General features: G+C 44.5%; 15 protein-coding genes and 5 tRNA genes. 14 read left to right on the top strand and 6 right to left on the bottom strand.

Translation table 11 applies throughout. From position 1 onward, the window contains the following. The 4 genes from QTN95_RS12130 to QTN95_RS12115 all read left to right on the top strand — a co-directional run. A partial coding sequence (locus QTN95_RS12130) for a lipase family protein (RefSeq protein WP_331417649.1) occupies positions 1 to 2064 on the top strand: 2064 nt, incomplete at its 5' end. Further along, entirely contained in the window at positions 2061 to 2762 is a 702-nt protein-coding gene (locus QTN95_RS12125; RefSeq protein WP_331417648.1) for a hypothetical protein, read from the top strand. The genes QTN95_RS12130 and QTN95_RS12125, both read left to right, overlap by 4 nt. Positions 2763 to 2858: 96 nt before the next feature. Beyond that, complete coding sequence (locus tag QTN95_RS12120; RefSeq protein ID WP_331417647.1) at positions 2859 to 3422, top strand: hypothetical protein; 564 nt, start codon at positions 2859 to 2861, stop codon at positions 3420 to 3422. 3 nt (positions 3423 to 3425) lie between these two features. Next, positions 3426 to 4427: a tetratricopeptide repeat protein gene (locus tag QTN95_RS12115; protein ID WP_331417646.1), complete on the top strand. Its 1002-nt coding sequence runs from the start codon at positions 3426 to 3428 to the stop codon at positions 4425 to 4427. A gap of 128 nt (positions 4428 to 4555) precedes the next feature. Here QTN95_RS12115 and ilvY read toward each other — a convergent pair whose 3' ends face one another. Beyond that, complete coding sequence (gene ilvY / locus QTN95_RS12110) at positions 4556 to 5446, bottom strand: HTH-type transcriptional activator IlvY (protein WP_138972057.1); 891 nt, start codon at positions 5444 to 5446, stop codon at positions 4556 to 4558. Positions 5447 to 5591: 145 nt separating this feature from the next. On the opposite strand from ilvY, the gene ilvC reads away from it, so the two are divergent. Then, positions 5592 to 7076, top strand: coding sequence for a ketol-acid reductoisomerase (ilvC, locus tag QTN95_RS12105; protein WP_138972058.1), 1485 nt, complete (start codon positions 5592 to 5594; stop codon positions 7074 to 7076). Positions 7077 to 7238: 162 nt separating this feature from the next. Here ilvC and ubiK read toward each other — a convergent pair whose 3' ends face one another. The 4 genes from ubiK to QTN95_RS12085 all read right to left on the bottom strand — a co-directional run bounded on the left by ubiK (position 7239) and on the right by QTN95_RS12085 (position 12486). Beyond that, complete coding sequence (ubiK, locus tag QTN95_RS12100; RefSeq protein WP_138972059.1) at positions 7239 to 7493, bottom strand: ubiquinone biosynthesis accessory factor UbiK; 255 nt, start codon at positions 7491 to 7493, stop codon at positions 7239 to 7241. A 149-nt stretch (positions 7494 to 7642) separates the two neighbouring features. After that, positions 7643 to 10765, bottom strand: a complete 3123-nt coding sequence (locus QTN95_RS12095) for a multidrug efflux RND transporter permease subunit (protein WP_331417645.1) — start codon at positions 10763 to 10765, stop codon at positions 7643 to 7645. 11 nt (positions 10766 to 10776) lie between these two features. Then, positions 10777 to 11883, bottom strand: coding sequence for an efflux RND transporter periplasmic adaptor subunit (locus QTN95_RS12090; RefSeq protein WP_331417644.1), 1107 nt, complete (start codon positions 11881 to 11883; stop codon positions 10777 to 10779). An 18-nt stretch (positions 11884 to 11901) separates the two neighbouring features. Then, positions 11902 to 12486: a TetR/AcrR family transcriptional regulator gene (locus tag QTN95_RS12085; RefSeq protein WP_331417643.1), complete on the bottom strand. Its 585-nt coding sequence runs from the start codon at positions 12484 to 12486 to the stop codon at positions 11902 to 11904. Positions 12487 to 12660: 174 nt separating this feature from the next. Here QTN95_RS12085 and rep point away from each other — a divergent pair, with 174 nt between their 5' ends. Next, positions 12661 to 14676, top strand: a complete 2016-nt coding sequence (gene rep, locus QTN95_RS12080; RefSeq protein WP_331417642.1) for a DNA helicase Rep — start codon at positions 12661 to 12663, stop codon at positions 14674 to 14676. 59 nt (positions 14677 to 14735) lie between these two features. Here the strand turns inward: rep and QTN95_RS12075 are convergent, their stop codons facing one another. After that, a complete protein-coding gene (locus tag QTN95_RS12075) occupies positions 14736 to 15149 on the bottom strand; it encodes a c-type cytochrome (protein ID WP_331417641.1) in 414 nt (137 codons plus the stop codon). Between the two features lie 298 nt (positions 15150 to 15447). On the opposite strand from QTN95_RS12075, the gene QTN95_RS12070 reads away from it, so the two are divergent. From QTN95_RS12070 to QTN95_RS12035, 8 genes are all read left to right on the top strand, one after another. Next, positions 15448 to 15524, top strand: a tRNA-Arg gene (locus tag QTN95_RS12070). Positions 15525 to 15558: 34 nt separating this feature from the next. Beyond that, positions 15559 to 15634: transfer RNA gene (locus tag QTN95_RS12065), tRNA-His, on the top strand. A gap of 9 nt (positions 15635 to 15643) precedes the next feature. Continuing rightward, positions 15644 to 15720 (top strand) — tRNA-Pro (locus tag QTN95_RS12060). Positions 15721 to 15767: 47 nt separating this feature from the next. Next, positions 15768 to 15843 (top strand) — tRNA-His (locus QTN95_RS12055). 54 nt (positions 15844 to 15897) lie between these two features. Next, positions 15898 to 15974: transfer RNA gene (locus QTN95_RS12050), tRNA-Pro, on the top strand. Between the two features lie 805 nt (positions 15975 to 16779). Further along, on the top strand, positions 16780 to 18495 hold the full coding sequence (locus tag QTN95_RS12045; protein WP_138972065.1) for a dipeptide ABC transporter ATP-binding protein: 1716 nt from the start codon (positions 16780 to 16782) through the stop codon (positions 18493 to 18495). Between the two features lie 91 nt (positions 18496 to 18586). Then, entirely contained in the window at positions 18587 to 20140 is a 1554-nt protein-coding gene (locus tag QTN95_RS12040; protein ID WP_331417640.1) for an ABC transporter substrate-binding protein, read from the top strand. Between the two features lie 184 nt (positions 20141 to 20324). Continuing rightward, positions 20325 to 21302, top strand: a complete 978-nt coding sequence (locus QTN95_RS12035) for an ABC transporter permease (RefSeq protein WP_138972067.1) — start codon at positions 20325 to 20327, stop codon at positions 21300 to 21302. Position 21303 lies beyond the last annotated feature (1 nt).

Raw genomic sequence — 21303 nt, 5'->3', positions numbered from 1 at the left:
GAAATGTACAATCACTGCGTATTGTGTAACCCCGCAGTCAATTGGTTAGAGGTTGAGTTTCGTAGCGAAAACGATGAACCGATAAATGACTTAAAGGTGACCATTACTAACCCCAGCACGCTAGAAACGCATCAACAGACCAGTCGTCAAGGGAACTGTAATTTTGCCAATCTGGCCGCAGGGGAGTGGGTGATCAGCGTCGAAACAGAAAACCTGTTAGCCACGGTAGAACAATATAAGAGTCGCAACGAACAGACCCCGTCGCCAGTTGAATCAAGAGCAGAGTCAGAGCTGGGTGCGGTTCATCAAAACCGTAAAAAATACGCCTTAGTGAGCGTGGGTGATTTGTGGTCAACCCCACCTCAAGATTCGTTCTTGACCGAGCACCATAGCGCACTCAAAGCCAATGCACGTAAAGATATTAAAGGGGTTCGTGCCTCACACAACACCACCCATGTGCTCGAGATAAAAGCCCTACGCAGCTATATGCCAATGATTGTTGATACCGATGGGTTTAGCTTAGTGAACAGCTATACGTTCGCATTGCTATCTCAATTGGCGTACGCCAGTGATAAATATGGTGACCCAAGAGATGAAAAGGTGCCGCAAGGTGGGCATGATGAAATTTTAAGATCATTCCAAGCAAAGCTACGTCCGACTTATTCAGCGGATAGGGAAGTGACTTGGTTACTCGATGAAGTGCCATACTCAAAAGCGTTGAAAGGGGAGTTTTACCATGATGACACTATTGGCTCTGAGGGTTATATTTTAAGTAACGATGAGATCGCTATAATTGGTGTCAGAGGGACAGAAACGTACTTTTATAATAAAGATTCGTTTCAGTTTGCTGACAACAAACAATCGGTGTTGATGGCAGATATAAGCTCTAGGCTACCGATAATGAAAGTGACTGAGGTCATGGATGGGGTACTTGCGGCAGTTGGATCACCGGGTTATCAAGATGTGGCGACTGACATTAATGCATCTCAAGTTGCACCACCAGAGTTTGGGGGAACGTATGTCCATCAGGGGTTTTATAAGTATACGATGGCTCTTTCTAAAAGTATGAAAACACATTTAGATACAGAGCACAAAAATAAGAAGTTTTACATTTGTGGTCATAGCCTCGGAGGTGCAGGGGCGTTACTGCTGAGCAGCCTTATTCAAGATACCTACTCACCATCCACATTGCGTCTCTACACTTACGGTATGCCGCGCACGGGGACACACAGCTTTGTTCGCCGATATGGCTCAATTGTTCATTATCGACATGTTAACAATCACGATCTTGTTCCACAAGTCCCAATGCGCTGGATGAATACTAACTCCGATAACAAATGTGATTCATCAACGTCATGGAAATATTTGTCACCTGCATTGTACCTTTGGGACTCTCTTAAAGAGCGCACAACCGATTGTGACGAGGATAACTATCAGCACCATGGCAACCTAATTCAATTGCTCACTTATAGCCAAACAAAACATCAACCTGATGATGTTAAGCAAGTTATGCTAACGGAAAAGCAGACACACGTGACCAGCTTGACACTAGCATCTAACAAAACCGAAGACTCTTATCGGCTAGCCAAGACACTAAGCAATGACCATATTGACATCAATGGCTACGTTGATACCATCACGAACTCCGGATTGGATCACCTGCTTGGTGAGTACATACCTAACCTTAAGCAACAGCTGATGTTGATGCTAAACAATACCGCGGTTGAAAATTATCAATCAGCTCATCAAATAATCCACCAGACAGAAGTAAAATTACTGAAAGCTCACCGTGCACTCAAAGAGGATGAAATGAACGCTTTAGTCATGCATGCCATATCAAGAAAGGACCCTGCAGCGCATGCGCGGCGAGAGCATGAGCGCACACAAGCATTATTTGCGATCAGACAAGAGCTGAAGTTGACCGAGAAAATTACATTGAATGTTCAGAGAATCAGAAAAGAACTCGATGCCTTAGTAAAAACTCCAGAATTATTGCCTAATAAAGAGTTACTGTTTGGCGATCAAAGCATAGAGATACAGACGGTGAAGGAACAATTACAATGAGTAACAAACAGCGAATATTATCGATTGTGCTTATCATCATTACAGTAATTCTATTTGTGTATTATTTGGGGCCATCGGAGCGAATATGGGGCGCGGGCGAAGAGCCGTATATGGTGATAGCCGGGAAAAAGCCAGCAGATGCCAATATCAGTGTTCGCGTAAACTACTTTGGCCGTGGGGAAAGCTGCTCCGGATGGTCATGGAATGCAGGCAGTGGAAAAGTAAATACAGGAATTTACAACGAGAGTTTTAAGTTTGAACACAACTTCTCAGCAGATGAAAATTATTATGAACTAAGGATCCCTTACCAACCAAGACAACCAGAGAGAGGCTGCATAACTTACCTATCTAATATGGAAGTGGAGCTAATCAATGCCTTCGATACGGTAGGGTTTGCGAACCTACGCATCTATCGATCCGGTACTGAGTATGGCAATAAACCGAGAGATTTAGCTTCCAAAATAGAATCGAGAAATTGTAATTCTTATATATTTAAGGGTTTAGGGAAAGTTTGGTCTGGCTCGCTTGGCTGCTATTTGTTTGTAGATGACGAAAAAATATCTCAAAAACCAAATTACAATGCAGAAAGTGTCTACTTTGATTTTTCTCAGTTTAATAGCGATACGGTGATTCACTACGATATTTTAGCTGGAGAGAATTATCGTACTGCGCCATTAGATCCAGAGACTGGCAAGTGACGCGGTCTAGCCACCGACCAAGAAAGTGCCTACTTTGTTGCTAACTTTTTGTTTTCAGAACAGCACCAACAAGAAAATCAGCAGTGGATCACCAATATGCCAGTGGAAACATTGGCTAAGTTATTGTCGGTGTTGATTTATTACAATGATATTCCAAGTATTGGCTGGGGCGAAAGTTTTAATGAGAGCAGAAATATCGCTGCAATCAGAAATCAAAATCAGCGCAAAGCGATCAATCAAATACTCAATTGGTTAGGAGCAAACCGAGCCGATACAGGGCAAATCAAGCGCTTTGAAAATGCCTTGCAACGTATGGGCTTACCACACCCCACTGAGCTTAATAAAGCAGAGCAATGGCAACGCTACGCCAAAAATGTCCTGAGCTTAAGAGATTTTTTTACCAAGGCCTTTTCACAGCCTTATGAAAACCCAAATGATAAAAATAAAGACAGATACATGGAAACATTAGACGATGATTACGCAGGCTTGCGCGAGAACATTCACTGGTTAACTAAGGAACATAAAATCCTAGAAAAATCGTACCCAGCCCGAGCGCGAATGAAAGCGGTATATGCGGTGCTCCCTGAGGATGATATCGAGCAACTTGAACAATTTAAACTGCGTGGCTATCAGCTAAGTAATTGGTTACCAGAGAGATAAACCATGAAAAAATGTGTATCAATCTTTATTCTCCTCGTCGTTTGCAGCAGCAAAGTGTGGGCGATGACACCTGTTGAACAAGGGATCCGACTGTTTAACCAAAAACAGTACCCACAAGCCGAGCAGATTTTTCAACAACAATCAGACCAAGGCAGTGCTTACGCGACTTACTGGCTAGGTGTTACACAGTATAAAAACCGCCAGCAGTTTGAAGCGGGGCAGACCTTTTTAAAAGCCGCCAATATGGGCGACCCTTGGGCTATGGACGTATTGGCGGGAAATGGCAATAGCCCTTGTAAGTATCTTGGATGGCCATGTGATGAAGCTTGGACAGATAAAGCTATTCCCCAATGGGAAAAACAAGCATCCCAAGGGAATGGAAAAGCAATGTACCAACTAATTCTACGAGGTAAACCTTGGTGGGAAATAGTCCCCATCTATAAATATAAGAAATATAGGGAAATATACTCCAAAGCTATACCTAATGGTGGGTATCGGTTTTTAAATTCTAGCGTGGTTTGGGAATCGACTGAAGAAAAAATAAAATACCTAAAACTCGCAGCCAACCAAGGCCACGCCCCCGCGATGCTGTCCTTGTACTACTTTTTGTTGGAGCCTGAGACTTTGGATGAAGCGCTAAAGTGGAACCTCAAAGCAATCAAATTGGGTTACGCTGCTGCTGCAACCAGTCTTTACTATGCCTATTCTCAAGGCAAAAAAGATAGTAATGGCAACATAATCATCCAACGTGATGTTAAAAAAACCTATTACTACAATCGTCTGTCTGGCGCATTAGGGGGGGAAGAGAAAATGGCTTACTCAATTACACAGGAACATGTATATGATGAATATGGCTCACCATTAGCAGATGAAGAAGGTCGCCCTGTGTTTAAAACACTCATCACTAAAGAAGAACAAGCTGAATTAGACAAGCAAGTGGCAGAGTTTGTTAAAGACATTACGCCAAACATGTTCTTAGATGAAACGTCTCTAGAGCTCTTTTAGTCCCCCTACAAAGCCGCTCATCGAAGCTAACTCCTATCACTTAACGTGTTTGGAACGAAAACAGGGTAGCGAGTTTTAGTTATACGAACGGTCCTTGATTTGGGTCGTTTTTTGTCGCTGCCATCAGTTTATGGTGCGATGTAGGTATCGTGTGCCATTTCCCACAACGCCTTCACCAAGGGATTGTCTAATTGTGAACGGTTGCAGCACACTCCGAGTTTAAATGGCTTGATAGAGGCGACTTTGAGGCGCTGTATTTTCTCTTTCACCGGGCTATTGTTGATGACAACATCCGGCGCTATGCCAACACCACACCCCAAGGCCACCATACTAACAATCGCTTCATGCCCCGATACCTGTGCGTAAATGGTCGGTTTAATCTTCATCGCCTTAAACCACGCATTGGCACGGTCACGTGCCGTTCCTGATTCTGGAACAATAAAAGGGATCGCGGACCAATCTGGCTGGTCCTTCTGTAATTCTTCGGCAAAGTTACTGATCCCGGCTGGTGCAATAACTGAAAGGGGGATTTCACTGATGGTTTCGAATTCGATTCGAGCTGGCAGCTGTTCCGGTTTGGCAGAGATAGCAATATCTACTTCGTTGGCGAGAACTTTCTCTATGGCTTGTGCTGGATCGCCGGTAGAGAGTTTAAACTCGATAAATGGGTGTTGCAGACGAAACTCAGACAACAGTTCTGGCAAATGGCTATAGCTGGCGGTTACTGAACAGAATAAGCGAATTTCTCCTCTAAGCTCCTGCTCATGGCCTTTTAACTGAGCGTTATAGTTTTGCCACTCACCGAGAATTTTAAGTGCGACGGGGAGAAGCTTCTTGGCCGCAGGAGTGAGTTCGACACTACGGTTGTCACGCACAAAAAGAACCTGATTGGTATCACTCTCCAGCTTTTGAATCTGGCGACTTAGCGCTGAAGGGCTGATATGCATCGCAGAAGCCGTCTTAGCAAAGCTTTTACTATCACACAGGTGAATAAATAGCTGGAGACATTTAATGTTCATGAAATGGTCACACCTTTGTTGCATTAATTGCAATTACTAATTGTGAATATATCACTTTCGGCAACAGTCTGTCTGTTTTAGTATGAACTCATTCGGTACTAGAGCTACCGACCTCAACGGAAAAATTCTTTAAAGGAGCGCCCATATGGCTAACTATTTCAATACTTTAAACCTACGCGAGCAGCTAGATCAATTAGGTCGTTGTCGTTTCATGGATCGCAGCGAATTCGCGACTGAAGCGGATTACTTGAAAGGTAAAAAAGTCGTTATCGTTGGTTGTGGTGCTCAAGGCCTAAACCAAGGTCTCAACATGCGTGACTCAGGTCTCAACGTCGCGTACGCACTACGTCAGGCTGCGATTGATGAGCAACGTCAGTCATACAAAAATGCAAAAGAAAATGGCTTTGAAGTAGACAGCTACGAGAACCTAATCCCTGACGCAGATCTTGTGATCAACCTAACGCCAGACAAGCAGCACACTAACGTAGTAGAAACAGTCATGCCGCTAATGAAAGAAGGGGCAGCACTAGGTTACTCACACGGTTTCAACGTAGTTGAAGAAGGTATGCAAATCCGTAAAGACCTAACGGTTGTCATGGTTGCACCTAAATGTCCAGGTACAGAAGTTCGTGAAGAATACAAACGTGGCTTTGGTGTACCAACACTGATCGCTGTTCACCCAGAAAATGATCCTAAAGGTGAAGGCTGGGATATCGCGAAAGCATGGGCAGCTGGTACAGGCGGTCACCGCGCGGGTTGTCTAGAGTCTTCATTTGTTGCTGAAGTTAAGTCTGACCTTATGGGTGAGCAAACTATTCTATGTGGCATGCTACAAGCAGGCTCTATCGTTTCTTACGAGAAAATGGTTGCTGACGGTATTGACCCGAGCTACGCAGGTAAACTTCTGCAATACGGTTGGGAAACCATCACAGAAGCACTGAAGTTTGGTGGCATCACACACATGATGGATCGTCTATCGAATCCAGCAAAAATCAAAGCATTTGAGCTTTCTGAAGAGCTAAAAGAGCTAATGCGTCCGCTATACAACAAGCACATGGATGACATCATCACTGGTCATTTCTCAAGTACTATGATGGCTGACTGGGCTAATGATGACGCGAACCTACTTGGCTGGCGTGCTGAGACAGGCGAAACAGCATTCGAAAACTACCCAGCAGGGGACGTTGAGATCTCTGAACAAGAGTATTTCGACAACGGTATCCTAATGGTTGCAATGGTTCGTGCAGGTGTTGAGCTCGCATTCGAAGCGATGACAGCATCAGGCATCATTGATGAGTCTGCGTACTACGAGTCTCTACACGAACTACCGCTAATTGCTAATACGGTTGCACGTAAGCGTCTATACGAAATGAACGTTGTTATTTCAGACACGGCTGAATACGGTAACTACCTATTTGCAAACGTAGCAACACCGCTACTGCGTGAGAAATTCATGCCTTCAATTGGTACTGACGTAATCGGTCGTGGCTTAGGTGAAACATCTAACCAAGTCGATAACGCGCGTCTTATCGAAGTTAACGATGTTATCCGTAACCACCCAGTTGAATACATTGGTGAAGAGCTACGTGGTTACATGACTGATATGAAAAATATCGCGGTAGGCGGCTGATCTGTTTAGCTTAGAATCTCTAATTTGCGTTATCTGTTAACGTAAATTAGGCAAGAACTCCGGGTAGACTGGGGTCAATAAATACAACATAAAACACAACATCTAATCAAAAAGCTTGGTCTCCGTAGACCAAGCTTTTTTTTAAGAACGCTTTGCTTCTCGCTATTCTTTCTCGCTTAACTTCTCTTCTAGATCAGCCAGCTTTTTTTCCATTTCAGTAAGCTTCTGACGAGTACGCAGTAGAACCTGAGTTTGGACATCGAACTCTTCACGGCTAACAACGTCTAGTTTGTTCAGTTGGCCTTGAATAACCTGACGCACTTTTTGGTCAACGTCTGCGCCAAGCTCTTTTACTGGTGTTGGCATAGAGTCGTGAATTTGTTTAGCAATTTGCTCTAGTTTCTTTGGATCAAACATGTGACTAAAACTCCTTTCAATTTGCCCTCATTCTATGTAATTGATACGGGAAAGTCGCTATTTGGATAGTAAAATTTCGAAGCGACCATCAGTGAATGTGCCCAATAAAAAAAAAGGCCACCGAAGTGACCTTTTTCATTTACTCAAGATTATTTGCTTTCTGACAGTTCACGCTGAGCCGCTTTCGCTTCATCAACTCGTGCCAGCTTTTCCAAATCTTTATCTTCTACAAACACAGGCAGTGGCTTGTGTTTCTCAGCTAGGTAGCTGTAGATAACAGGTAGTACAAACAGCGTAAAGATAGTACCGATTGCTAGACCAGCAACGATTACGATACCAATACTAAAGCGCTGAGCAGCACCAGCACCTGTTGCGTACATTAGCGGGATAAGACCAGCAATCATCGCTGCTGTTGTCATTAGGATAGGGCGTAAACGTACTTTCGCCGCTTCCATTACCGCCTCAGTCTTACTGAGTTTGTTGTGTAGCTGCTCTTCTTTCGCGACTTCACAGATCAAGATGCCGTGCTTGGTGATCAGACCAACCAGCGTGATTAGACCTACCTGAGAGTAGATGTTCATCGTTGCTGCACCCCAAGCTAGAGCGATCAGAGCACCACAAATCGCGAGGGGCACCGACACCATGATAACCAATGGATCTTTTAGTGATTCAAACTGAATCGCCAGAACCAAGAAGATGATCGCTAGTGCTAGACCAAAGGTAGCGTAAAGTGCGCTACCCTCTGTTACGTACTGACGTGCTTCACCCATGTAGTCATGGTTGTAACCACTTGGCAGCTTGTCGGCTGCGATACCTTCGAACCAGTTGATTGCATCACCCATTGCAGTGCCTGGTGCAGGAACCGCACCCACAGTCGCAGAGTTAAGCTGGTTGAAGTGAGGGAGAGAGCGAGGCTCTGCCACAACATCAATAGTAATCAAGCTGCCTAGAGGTACTGCTTTGCCATTGGCCGAGCGTACGTAGTAGTTGTTCATCGACTCTGGGTTTAGACGCCACTTACGTTCAACCTGAGGAATAACCTCGTAAGAACGACCATTCAGGTCGATACGGTTTACGTAACCGTCAGCCATCATAGTACTTAGCGTAATACCAATGTCTTGCATTGTGACGCCGTATGCACCCGCTTTGTCTTTGTCGATGTTGATTTTCATCGTTGCAGAGTCGTAGTTCAGATCGAGATCTGAATAAACGAACATAGGGCTAGACTTCACTTCAGTCAGTACGTCTGTCGCGATAGAGAATAAACTTTCAAACGCATTTGGTGTGGTGATAACGAACTGAATCGGTAGACCTGAACCCGCGCCTGGTAGTTCTGGCATCTGGAAAGCAGTAACCGCCATACCTGGGACATTTTTAACTAGGCCACCTACGCGGTTTGCGACTTCAGACTGACTCGCTTCACGCTCACTCCAAGGTACCATTGATGCAATACCAAACGCTTGGTTCGAGTTAGGTACACCAGTAAACACCTGGGCAAACGCAACTTCTGGTTGGTCAGATAGAATCGTGTTCACGTCATTCATGGTGTTCTGCATAAAGTCTAAGTTTGCGTTAGACGGCGCAGTACCCATCAACATCACAACGCCTTTATCTTCCGATGGTGCAAGTTCACTTGGGATGAACTTGAACAGCATAGGCAGACTGGCGAATACAATGACAGCAAAGCCAATGACAACAGGACGATGCTGCATAACTGCTGCAAGCATCTTCGCGTAGCGATTAGTCATACCATCCAGTATGTGGTGAACTTTCTGCTCAAACTTGCTTGGCTCTTCGTTAGCTTTGAGCATTTTTGAACACATCATTGGCGATAGTGTTAGTGCCACGATACCAGATACGAACACCGAGCCTGCCAGAGTTAATGCGAACTCTTTAAATAGTGAGCCAGTAATACCGCCCATTAACGCGATTGGCGCATATACCGCACCTAGCGTGAGTGTCATGGCAATAACAGGCACTGCGATTTCACGCGTACCTATGATGGCTGCACGGAACGGAGACTCACCCAACTTGATGTGGCGGTCGACGTTCTCCAGAACAACGATCGCATCATCTACTACCAGACCGATCGCCAGTACCATTGCCAGTAGTGTCATCAGGTTCCACGAGAAACCCATACCTTGCATGACCATCGCTACACCGATTAGTGAAAGCGGGATAGTCACGATAGGGATGATGACCGCACGGAACGAACCTAGGAACAGGGTGATCACGATAAGTACGATAACCGCTGCTTCAACAATCGTTTTGATTACTTCATTGATGGACTCATTGATTGCAATCGTTGAGTCATACATGATGTTCATCTTGATTGTACTTGGTAGGTTACGCTCTAACTGAGGTAACAGGTCTAGTACATCTGCAGCAATATTGATCGGGTTAGCACTTGGTGCTGCGTTGATTGCTGCAACAACCGCTTCCTGACCGTTAGCACTTGCGCGGTAAACGTCGTGACTTTTCTCTAGCGTTACTTTAGCGATATCGCTTAGGCGAGTTACATCGCCTTCGTCTGTACTAATAACAAGATTCGACAACTCATCAACGTTTGATACCTGAGTATCCGCGCTACCGTTGTACAGAACATATTCACCAACTGCTTGACCTGTCGCTGACTGATAGTTGTTGGCATTCAGTACGGCCATTACATCCGTAGCGGTAAGACCCAACGCAGCCATTTTTGATGGATCTAGCCAGATACGCAGTGCGTATTTCATACCACCGTACAAATCAACTTTAGATACACCATTTACGGTGAACAACTGAGGGTTAATTACACGCTCAAGGTAGTCAGTGATTTGGCTTGAAGAGAGTTCATCACTGGTGAAACCGATGTAAAGAACCGCGGTTGTTGAACCCGTAGACATAGTAACGGTTGGGTCTTCGGCCTCTTTAGGAAGCTGAGAACGAACCGAGTTAGTCTTTGCTAGAACATCTGACAGTGCCGCATTTGGATCCGTATTTAACTTCATGTTGACGGTAATGGTTGATTTACCCAAAACCGATTGTGAAGTCATATAGTCGATATTGTCTGCTTGTGCGACCGCTTGCTCCAAAGGCTGAGTAATAAAGCCTTGGATTAGGTCTGCACTCGCACCGTAGTAACTGGTCGAAACCGTAACTACCGTATTCGTCATTTCAGGGTATTCACGGACCTGCATTTTGAAGATTGCTTGTAAACCAAGCAGCGCAATCAAAAAGCTGATCGATACCGCTAAAACTGGACGTTTAATAAAAACATCAGTAAAGCGCATGAGGCCTCCAGTTACAGCATTGGTGTTTCAGCTGGTGGAGTAGTTGCATCGCTTTCTACTACACGAACTTTAGCGTGGTTGCTTAGACGCACTTGACCTGAAGTAACCACAACATCACCTGGTTTAACACCTTCAAGGATGTGTGCGATATCTTGAGTGCGTTCACCCACTTTTACGACTTGCTGTATTACGCGCTTTTCACCATCTTTATCTGAAATGATGTAGACGTTGTCGCCGTATAACGTAAATGTGATTGCGGTTTGAGGCAGAGTCACTTGGTTTTCAAGCTTAGGCAGGATGATATTTGCACGAGCAAACATACCGCTACGTAGCTGGCCATCACTGTTTGGAATATCTGCCTGAACTTGAATCAGACCACTTTGGATATTTACCGCAGGCTCGATTGCTGAAATAGAACCTTTAAATGGTTTTTCAGGGTAAGCATCAACAAAGATATCGACTTCTTGGTCAAGTGAAATACGAGAAATGTCCGTTTGTGGAACCGTAAAGCGCAGACGCATAACGCTAGTATCTTCTAAACGTACGATATCAGTACCAGCTTGCAGGTATTGACCTAGGTAAACATTACGAATACCTACGACACCAGCAAATGGCGCTTTGATTTCACGGCGGTCAATTGAAGCTTTTAGACTTTCAATATCTGCTTGAAGAGAGAAGTAGTTAGCTTCTGCTTCATCGTAGGCTTCTTTAGAGATAGAACCTTTAGTGAATAGACCTTTGTAGCGCTTGTATTTCGCTTCAGCCGCAGGTAAGCGAGCCTGAGAGCTCTTTAGATTCGCTTTTTCTACCGCAGAATCGAGTAACACCAGTGGTTGGCCTTCTTGAACTTGAGTACCGGATTCAAATGCGATTTTATCAATGACACCGCTGGTTTCATTGGCAACCGTAACACCTTGGTTAGGTTCAATAAAACCAATGGCTTCAATGACAGGAACCCAATCAACCGGTTTGACTTCTGTAACGGTGACAGGAAACTCTGGCTCGGGGCGATTAGCCATATACTCGGCAATCTTCTGTTGTTTAAATAAGTTGAAACCTATCACGCTGCCAAACAGCAGTACCGCGATAAGAAGCATAAAGAATGTCCACTTTTTCATTCTGATAAGAACTCCAAATTAGTGTTTTGTAATCGCATCCCAACTGGCTTCAATAGCGGCTTCAATCGCTTTTTCATCCAGGTGGTAATATCCGAGAGATTGTTTACGTGCCAGAGTGACGCTAACCTCAAGACTGAGAGCAGCAAGTACTGGATTTTCCAAAGGTTTAAATATCCCTTGTTCACGCCCTTCTTCAAACAGTTGTTCGACTTTGCTGAACATCGCGCGCTCAAGCTCTTTAGTTTCATGGCTACGAACACATGGTAAAGAGTCATATTGAGCTCGATTTTTCAAAGTGCTGATATTCGACCCTGACAAATCGAAAATGTTTAACCACATTTTTCGAAAACGCTGTTTGAGAGTCATTTCGTTCGTAACACCTTGCTGAATAGTCTCGGCATTGCGTTGAACGACAGCTAGGCGAACTTGCAGCAAGAGATCCTCTTTGTCTGAAAAGTAGCGATAAATTGTGCCCGCAGCTACACGAGCCTCTTTAGCTAGCTTTTGCATGGATAGTCCCTGAAATCCTGATTCTGCAATCAGTTTTTCAGCGGCATCCATGATCTTTTGCCTTTTATCTACGTTGAGTTCAGAGTCAGACATATTCTACATTGATCTGGTTGTGAATGAACGTTCATTCATTATAATGCAAAAGGGATGGTTATATGCAACAAATTATTTAGCTAACTAAGCAAAATTCTTGTTGTTGAGAGCATAGCAATCACTGTGTTGCAGCATTATTATAGTCACCATTTGAATTATTCACCTGAGAACACGATGAAGCTGAATCCAAATCAAGACGAAGCGGTAAAGTATGTATCTGGTCCATGCCTAGTATTAGCGGGCGCGGGTTCAGGTAAGACGCGCGTGATTACCAATAAAATCGCTTATTTGGTCCAGCAGTGTGGCTACAAGGCTCGTAACATTGCCGCTGTGACCTTTACGAATAAAGCCGCCCGGGAAATGAAAGAACGGGTTGGCCAGACATTGGGTAAGCAAGAATCAAAGGGGTTGATGGTCTCGACTTTTCATACCCTTGGTCTCAACATCATTAAACGCGAATACAAAGCGCTCGGTTTAAAAGCAGGTTTTTCTCTGTTTGATGATCAGGACCAAATGGCATTACTGAAAGAGCTGACAGAGAAACAGCTCGATGGTGATAAAGACCTGTTACGCCAATTGTTGAGCACTATTTCGAATTGGAAGAACGACATGTTGACGCCGGAGCAAGCAAAAGCTCAGGCGAAAGGTGAGCAGCAACAACTGTTTGCGTTCTGCTTTGAGATGTATCAGAAACAGATGAAAGCCTATAACGCGCTCGACTTTGATGATCTGATTTCATTGCCAGTATTGCTGCTAAAAACCAATCATGAAGTTCGTCAGCGTTGGCAAAATAGAATTCGTTACTTGTTGGTGGATGAGTACCAAGACACCAACACTAGCCAATATGATTTGGTCAAACTTATCGTAGGTGAACGTGGACGCTTAACCGTGGTTGGTGATGATGACCAGTCAATTTACTCATGGCGTGGAGCAAAGCCTCAAAACCTTGTCCTGCTTGGTGAAGACTTTCCGAATCTTCGTTTGATTAAGTTAGAGCAAAACTACCGTTCAACGAGCCGCATCCTGAGAGCGGCGAATATTTTAATCGCCAACAATCCACACGTTTATGAAAAATCGTTGTTCTCTGAAATTCCAGATGGGGAAAAACTCAAAGTCCTACTGGCTAAGAATGAAGATCATGAAGCGGAACGTGTCACGGGCGAACTGATTGCTCATAAGTTTCTTAATCGGACCGATTACAAGGACTATGCTGTTCTTTATCGTGGTAATCACCAGTCACGCTTAATTGAAAAGTCGTTGATGCAAAACCGTGTGCCGTACAAGCTCTCGGGAGGAACGTCATTTTTTGCCCGCGCAGAAATTAAAGACATCATGGCATACCTGAGAATGTTGGTGAATCCTGATGATGACAATGCATTTTTGCGCATTGTGAATACGCCAAGACGTGAAATTGGTCCAGTAACTTTAGAAAAACTGGGCAGTTATGCCAACATGCGCGGCAAAAGCTTATTTGACGTAAGTTTCGAAATGGGCTTAGAGCAAACGCTCTCAGGGAGAGGGCTAGAAAACCTACGTCGCTTTACGACTTGGTTGGTTAAAATTGCGGATCAGGCTGAGCGTGGCGATACCGTCGAGGCAGTACGCTCTTTGGTTCGAGACATTAACTATGAAGATTGGTTATACGAAACGTCGTCGAGTCCGAAAGCGGCAGAAATGCGCATGAAGAACGTCTCCGATCTGTACTCTTGGATAGTGGCGGATCTTGAAGGTGACAACTATGACCAAGAAGAGAAAAGCCTTAAAGAGGTGGTTCAGCGTTTGACCCTGCGCGACATGATGGAGCGTGGTGAAGAGGACGATGATAGCGATGCGGTTCAACTGATGACATTGCATGCCTCTAAAGGTCTGGAATTTCCTTATGTTTACTTAATTGGTAGTGAAGAGGGGATACTGCCACATCAAACCAGCATAGATGAAGACAATGTCGAGGAAGAGCGCCGTTTGATGTACGTAGGTATTACTCGAGCTCAGCGAGAGCTGACTTTTACCATGTGTAAGGAGCGCCGTCAGTTTGGTGAGTTGATTAAGCCGACTCAAAGTCGATTCTTAGATGAACTACCTTTTGACGACGTTGAGTGGGAACAAACGAAGAAACCAGTCTCTGCCGAAGAACGGATGGCAAAAGGCCAAGCACATATCGCCAATCTAAGAGCGATGTTCAAAAAGTAGCAAAAACAAAAAAGGCTTGGACAATCCAAGCCTTTTCCATCTTATCGATATAGAACGGTTTATAGATCTTTAATCATGTGCTCAATTGCAGCGATGATTTCGTCATCTGAACAGTCCATACATGAACCTTTAGCAGGCATCGCATTGAAGCCATTTATTGCGTGGTTAGTTAGCACGTCTTTACCTTGAGCGATACGCGGAGCCCAGTCACCAGCATCACCGGTTTTTGGTGCACCACTTACGCCTGAAGAGTGACAAGCGATACAGAAAGTACCGTACACTGTCGCACCATCGCGTGGACCAGTAGGTTCAGCTTTCACTGGCTCTGCGCCTGCAAGATAGACATCACCAACAGGTTTGATACGTTCTGCAATTGCATCATATTCTTCTTGGCTTACGCTGGCTGCAAAAGAGGCGCTAGAAAAAGTAATCGCAGCGACCAAAGCGGTTAATAATTTTCGAGACATATCCATTAAACTCACTTTACATTCCTGAAGGTAAGTTCGTGCTTACCTATTATTAGATTGTGACTGACCAACAGCCCTTCATAAGATGATTTGCTGTTAAATCAATGTAAATAATGGGTGATTATATCCTGATAACTTGTTGCAATAAACAACAAGTTAACCGCATCAAGGGGTATATCTGGTGGGAAATAGGGGTTTATCACACTTTAATTGCCCAAAAAGGCACCAAACGATAAAAAAAGTTGAAAAAGTACTAGACGACATTGTGTGATATACGTATTATTCCACTCCGCCGATAGGGCATGCGCCCGTAGCTCAGTTGGATAGAGCGTTGGCCTCCGGAGCCAAAGGTCGAAGGTTCGAATCCTTTCGGGCGTGCCATTCGTCTAAAGGTGTATCGGTAAAAATTTCAGTGGTGGCTATAGCTCAGTTGGTAGAGCCCCGGATTGTGATTCCGGTTGTCGCGAGTTCAAGTCTCGTTAGCCACCCCATTATTTGCTCGGTGAATAGCGCAGCTTGGTAGCGCATCTGGTTTGGGACCAGAGGGTCGGGGGTTCGAATCCCTCTTCACCGACCACTATCTTAGTTTATGGCTACATTAAAGCGGTAAACCTAAAATTGATGGTGGCTATAGCTCAGTTGGTAGAGCCCCGGATTGTGATTCCGGTTGTCGCGAGTTCAAGTCTCGTTAGCCACCCCATTATTATGGTAGCTTTGCTTCCATTCTTGATGAAAGTCGAGATAAAACACAAGTCGGTGAATAGCGCAGCTTGGTAGCGCATCTGGTTTGGGACCAGAGGGTCGGGGGTTCGAATCCCTCTTCACCGACCACTATTGAAGCCTTAGTCGAAAGACTAGGGCTTTTTTACTTTCTGATGTCTGAACTTTGTATCGAACCCGAGTGGGGGTTCGTCCGATGTTCAGAATATGGCTCTTTACCGACCACTATTGAGAAGCCCTAGACTGGCCGTCCGCGCCGAAAGACTAGGGCTTTTTTGCATCTCAAAGATTGTTTTTCATCCCTTAACATTGCCTTCAATAGAGCTCAGAGAAATAGTGAGTAAACCAACAAACTACCGCTATATACCCCAACTCATCAGTTTGTATTATTCCTATTTTAATGTGAGTAAATTTCGCACAAAAACAGCAGTGTTTTAGTCTGAGTTTGTGTGATTTATTTATTATAAGCTTCGTCTTTGTGGCTTTAATTTGTGATTTGATTCGGTTTTTTATTCTTTGGCTGGTGTTTTGTTTTTATTTTGTTAAAGCACTTAAAGGTTGATTGCGTGAATTTTTATTCTATTGTTGTTTTGGCTTTCTTATAACCAAAAGCTGTATCAAATAACTATAGGCATTTAAAAATAAGCCTTTTTAGCGCGTGTTTAAGATTTTTGAATTGAGCAATGATCCAGTGTGATTGCATATTTATTTCTTAAAACTGCTTGCTTCTTGTTCTATTTCGACTTTTTATCCTATATTTGTTGCTTTTCTGTGAATTATTTGCCAAATTGATGAGCTTATAAATTACCAGAACGCTATACCTAATTTTGGTATCGAAACCTAGGTATAGGACTGGTATGAATGGATTCACTTTTCAGACAGGGCAGAAAGCTGCCAAAGCAGTAGAGGTCTGGTAATGTCACTTTTAGAAGTTAAAAACCTTCGAATAGAGTACCCTTCGCGTCATGGTGTTCATGCCGCAGTTAAATCTCTCTCATTCAATATCGAACGTGGTGAAATCGTCGGCGTAGTGGGCGAGTCAGGCGCGGGCAAATCGACCGTTGGAAATGCGGTTATCGATCTATTAAGCCCCCCTGGGCGAATTGCAAGCGGCGATGTTTATCTCGATGGTGAGTTGATTTCTGGACTAAGTCCGGAGCAGATGCGCAGTGTTCGCGGTTCAAAAATTGGATTTATTTTCCAAGATCCAATGACTTCTCTAAACCCACTATTTACCGTTGAGCAGCAGTTGAAAGAAACCATTCATGCCAACATGAAGGTAACGGATGAGGAAGCCTATAAGCGTGCGCTTTCTCTAATGCAGCAGGTGGGTATTCCACAACCAGAAAACCGTTTAAAACAGTATCCGCACCAGTTCTCTGGTGGTATGCGTCAGCGCGTTGTGATTGCGATTGCGCTTGCGGGTGAGCCAGACTTGATCATTGCCGATGAACCAACGACGGCATTAGACGTTTCTATTCAAGATCAGATCCTATCGCTTATTCGTGAGTTGTGTATCAAGAACAACGTTGGTTGTATGTTGGTAACACACGATATGGGTGTGGTTTCCAACGTGACTGATCGCGTTGCGGTTATGTATCGTGGTGACTTGGTTGAGTTTGGTCCTACGACAAAAGTACTTGGCGACCCTGATCACGCCTATACACGCAGTTTGATTTCTGCGGTTCCACGTTCAGATATGAAGCTGGATCGCTTTCCATTGGTAAGTTACATCGAAGAAGCTCAAGAAATGGAGCCGCTAGATGTGAAAAATCACTGGCTAGGTCAAAGTCAGGATCACCGTGAATACACTGGCTCTCTGCTTAGTGTAGAAAACGTAAATCTACGTTTTGTGACGAAAGATTCGTTATTTGAAAGTCGTCGTGAATATGTTCAAGCATCTAACAACGTCAGTTTTGAAGTATTTGAAGGTGAAACATTTGGTCTCGTTGGTGAGTCTGGTTCGGGCAAATCGACGATTGCACGTGTCATCGCTGGTTTGTATGCGCCTAACTCAGGCAAGGTAACATTCGAAGGGATCGACTTAACATCACTGAAATCAGAGAAAGAGCGTCGTCCTTTACGCCGTCAGATGCAGATGGTGTTTCAGAATCCATACACTTCAATGAATCCGCGTATGAAGATTTTCGATATCATCGCAGAGCCGATTCGTTTCCATAAGTTGACTAACAGTGAAGCAGAAACCAGACAGATCGTTAACGATCTACTTGATCACGTTGGTCTGAGTCAGATGGCTGGGGTGAAATACCCACATGAATTTTCAGGCGGTCAGCGTCAGCGTATTTCGATTGCCCGTGCACTTGCGACGCGCCCGCGTCTGCTAATTTGTGATGAGCCGACATCGGCACTCGATGTGTCGGTACAGGCACAGATACTCAACCTACTTAAAGATTTACAAGATGAGTTGAATCTAACCATGCTGTTTATCAGTCACGACTTGCCAGTCATTCGCCAGATGTGCGATCGAGTGGGTGTGATGCAAATGGGGACATTATTGGAAGTTGCCCCAACTGAGCAGCTGTTTAGAACACCTCAGCACGAATACAGTAAACAACTGATTTCTTTAATGCCTGAATTTACAGGCTTAAGAGAAGAAGTAAAAACGGCGTAAGTCGTAAGTCTTTCCCGTCTACATCGGTTGACGGGACATAAACAGAAGCAAATACAACAACTAGGGATGAATCCCGCATAAGGAGTTATGCATGAAAACCATGAAAAGCAAACTAGCAGTGGCTTTGATGGCAGCAGGCTTAAGCTTTAGCGCAGCTGCAGCAGATATCACCGTCGCGTATGACGCAGATCCAGTATCACTTGACCCGCATGAGCAGCTATCTGGCGGCACACTGCAAATGTCTCACATGGTGTTTGATCCACTAGTTCGTTACACACAAAAGTTAGATTTTGAACCTCGTCTTGCTGAAAAATGGGAACGTGTTGATGAGACAACATTCCGTTTCACATTGCGTCAAGGCGTTAAGTTCCACTCTGGTAACGAGCTAACGGCAGATGACGTGGTTTGGACGTTTGAGCGTCTGAAAAATTCTCCAGACTTTAAAGCTATCTTTGAACCATATGAAAAGATGGTCAAAGTAGACGACTACACAGTTGAACTTGTTTCTAAGGGTGCTTACCCACTGGTTCTTCAAACTGCGACTTACATCTTCCCAATGGACAGCAAGTTCTACTCAGGTACAACGGTTGACGGTAAAGATAAAGGCGAAGTTGTGAAGCACGGTAACTCATTCGCTTCGACCAACGTTTCTGGTACAGGTCCATTCATCGTTACTTCTCGTGAGCAAGGCGTAAAAGTTGAGTTTGAACGCTTCCCAGGTTACTGGGACAAAGAGTCTAAAGGTAATGTTGATAAGCTAACTCTTGTTCCAATCAAGGAAGATGCAACTCGCGTAGCGGCTCTTCTTTCTGGTGACGTAGATATGATCGCGCCTGTAGCACCAAATGACCACAAGCGTGTAGAAGAGGCGAAAAACGTAAACCTAGTAACACTACCAGGTACACGTATTATCACCTTCCAAATGAACCAAAACAGTAACGAAGCACTTAAAGATGTTCGCGTTCGTCAGGCGATTGTTCATGCAATCAACAACGAAGGCATTGTTCAGAAAATCATGAAAGGTTTCGCGACTGTTGCTGGTCAACAAGGCCCTGAAGGCTACGCAGGTTACAGTGCAGATCTAGTGCCTCGTTATGACCTGAAGAAAGCGAAAGCTCTAATGAAGGAAGCGGGCTACGAAGATGGCTTTACGCTAACGATGATGGCGCCAAACAACCGTTACGTGAACGATGCGAAAATTGCTCAGGCTGCGGCAGCTATGCTATCTAAGATTGGCATTAAGGTTGATCTAAAAACTATGCCTAAAGCGCAATACTGGCCAGAGTTTGATAAGTGTGCGGCAGACATGCTGATGATTGGTTGGCACTCAGATACAGAAGATTCAGCGAACTTCTCTGAGTTCCTAACAATGACTCGCAACGAAGAAACAGGTAAAGGTCAGTACAACTGTGGCCACTACTCAAACGCTGAAGTTGACAAGCTGGTTATGGATTCAAACGTAGAAACGGATCCAGCTAAGCGTGCGCAAATGCTTCAGAAAGTGGAAGCGACTCTGTACAACGAAGCTGCGTTTGTTCCTCTACACTGGCAGAACCTAGCATGGGGTGCGAAATCTAATGTAGATATCGCTCCAATCGTGAATGCGATGGACTTCCCTTACTTCGGTGACCTAGTCGTTAAATAAGTTGAAGTAAGTAGGGCATCTGCGTCATGCAGATGCCCGCTAATTTTTGGTGCTTAACTTTGTTTCAGTCGGGTTAAGTGCCATTTTTAAGACTGAAGATTGCGACCAGCAGCCCTCTTCGCCCAGTCGGTGAAAGGGATTCGGGTTCGCAGACTGAAATCTATGGAAAGTTAAGGGGCAAGGAATGTTTTCGTTTCTGGTCAAGCGCCTGTTTCAGGCACTGATAGTGATGTTTGTGATCAGTCTAGTGGCGTTTGCCATTCAGGATAACCTCGGCGACCCATTGCGTGAGCTTGTTGGTCAATCAGTTTCGGAAGCTGAGCGTCAAGCTCTGCGTGACGAGCTGGGTCTGAATGATCCCTTCATTACAAAATACACTCGCTTTGTAACCTCTGCGCTACAAGGTGATTTAGGTACTTCTTATTTCTTCAAACGCCCTGCGGTTGAAGTCATTCTAGATAAGCTGGTTGCAACGCTTGAGCTGGTATTTGGCGCAACGGTGATTATCGTTGCTTGTTCGATTCCATTGGGCGTTTACTCTGCCATTCACCCAAAAAGTATATTGACCAAAGTGGTGATGGCTTTCAGTAGCATTGGCATATCGATTCCGGTGTTCTTGACCGCAATTATGCTGATGTACGTCTTCTCGATAGAGCTAAACTGGTTACCATCTTATGGTCGAGGGGAGACGGCAAATGTTCTAGGCTGGGAGTCTGGATATTTTACTCTCGACGGCTTAGCGCACCTGATCTTGCCATGTATCGCGCTCGCATCAATCATGCTACCTCTGTTTATTCGTCTTGTACGTTCTGAAATGCTTGAAGTACTAAGCTCGGAATACATCAAGTTTGGCAAAGCGAAAGGTCTGGCTCTGAATAAAATTTATTACCAGCACGCATTGAAGAACACCATGCTACCTGTACTTACCGTAGGTGGTGTACAGATTGGTACTATGGTTGCGTATACCATCTTGACTGAAACGGTTTTCCAATGGCCAGGTACAGGTTTCCTTTTCCTAGAGGCAATCAACCGCGTTGATACACCACTTATCACAGCGTACGTCATTTTTGTTGGTCTGATTTTCGTGGTAACCAACACTATTGTTGATTTGCTGTATGGCATCATCAACCCGACGGTAAACCTGACAGGTAAAGGAGCATAAT

Source organism: Vibrio sp. M260112, from assembly GCF_036533775.1.
Taxonomy (GTDB): Bacteria; Pseudomonadota; Gammaproteobacteria; order Enterobacterales; family Vibrionaceae; genus Vibrio.
This window is presented reverse-complemented; position numbering and strand designations above follow the sequence as displayed.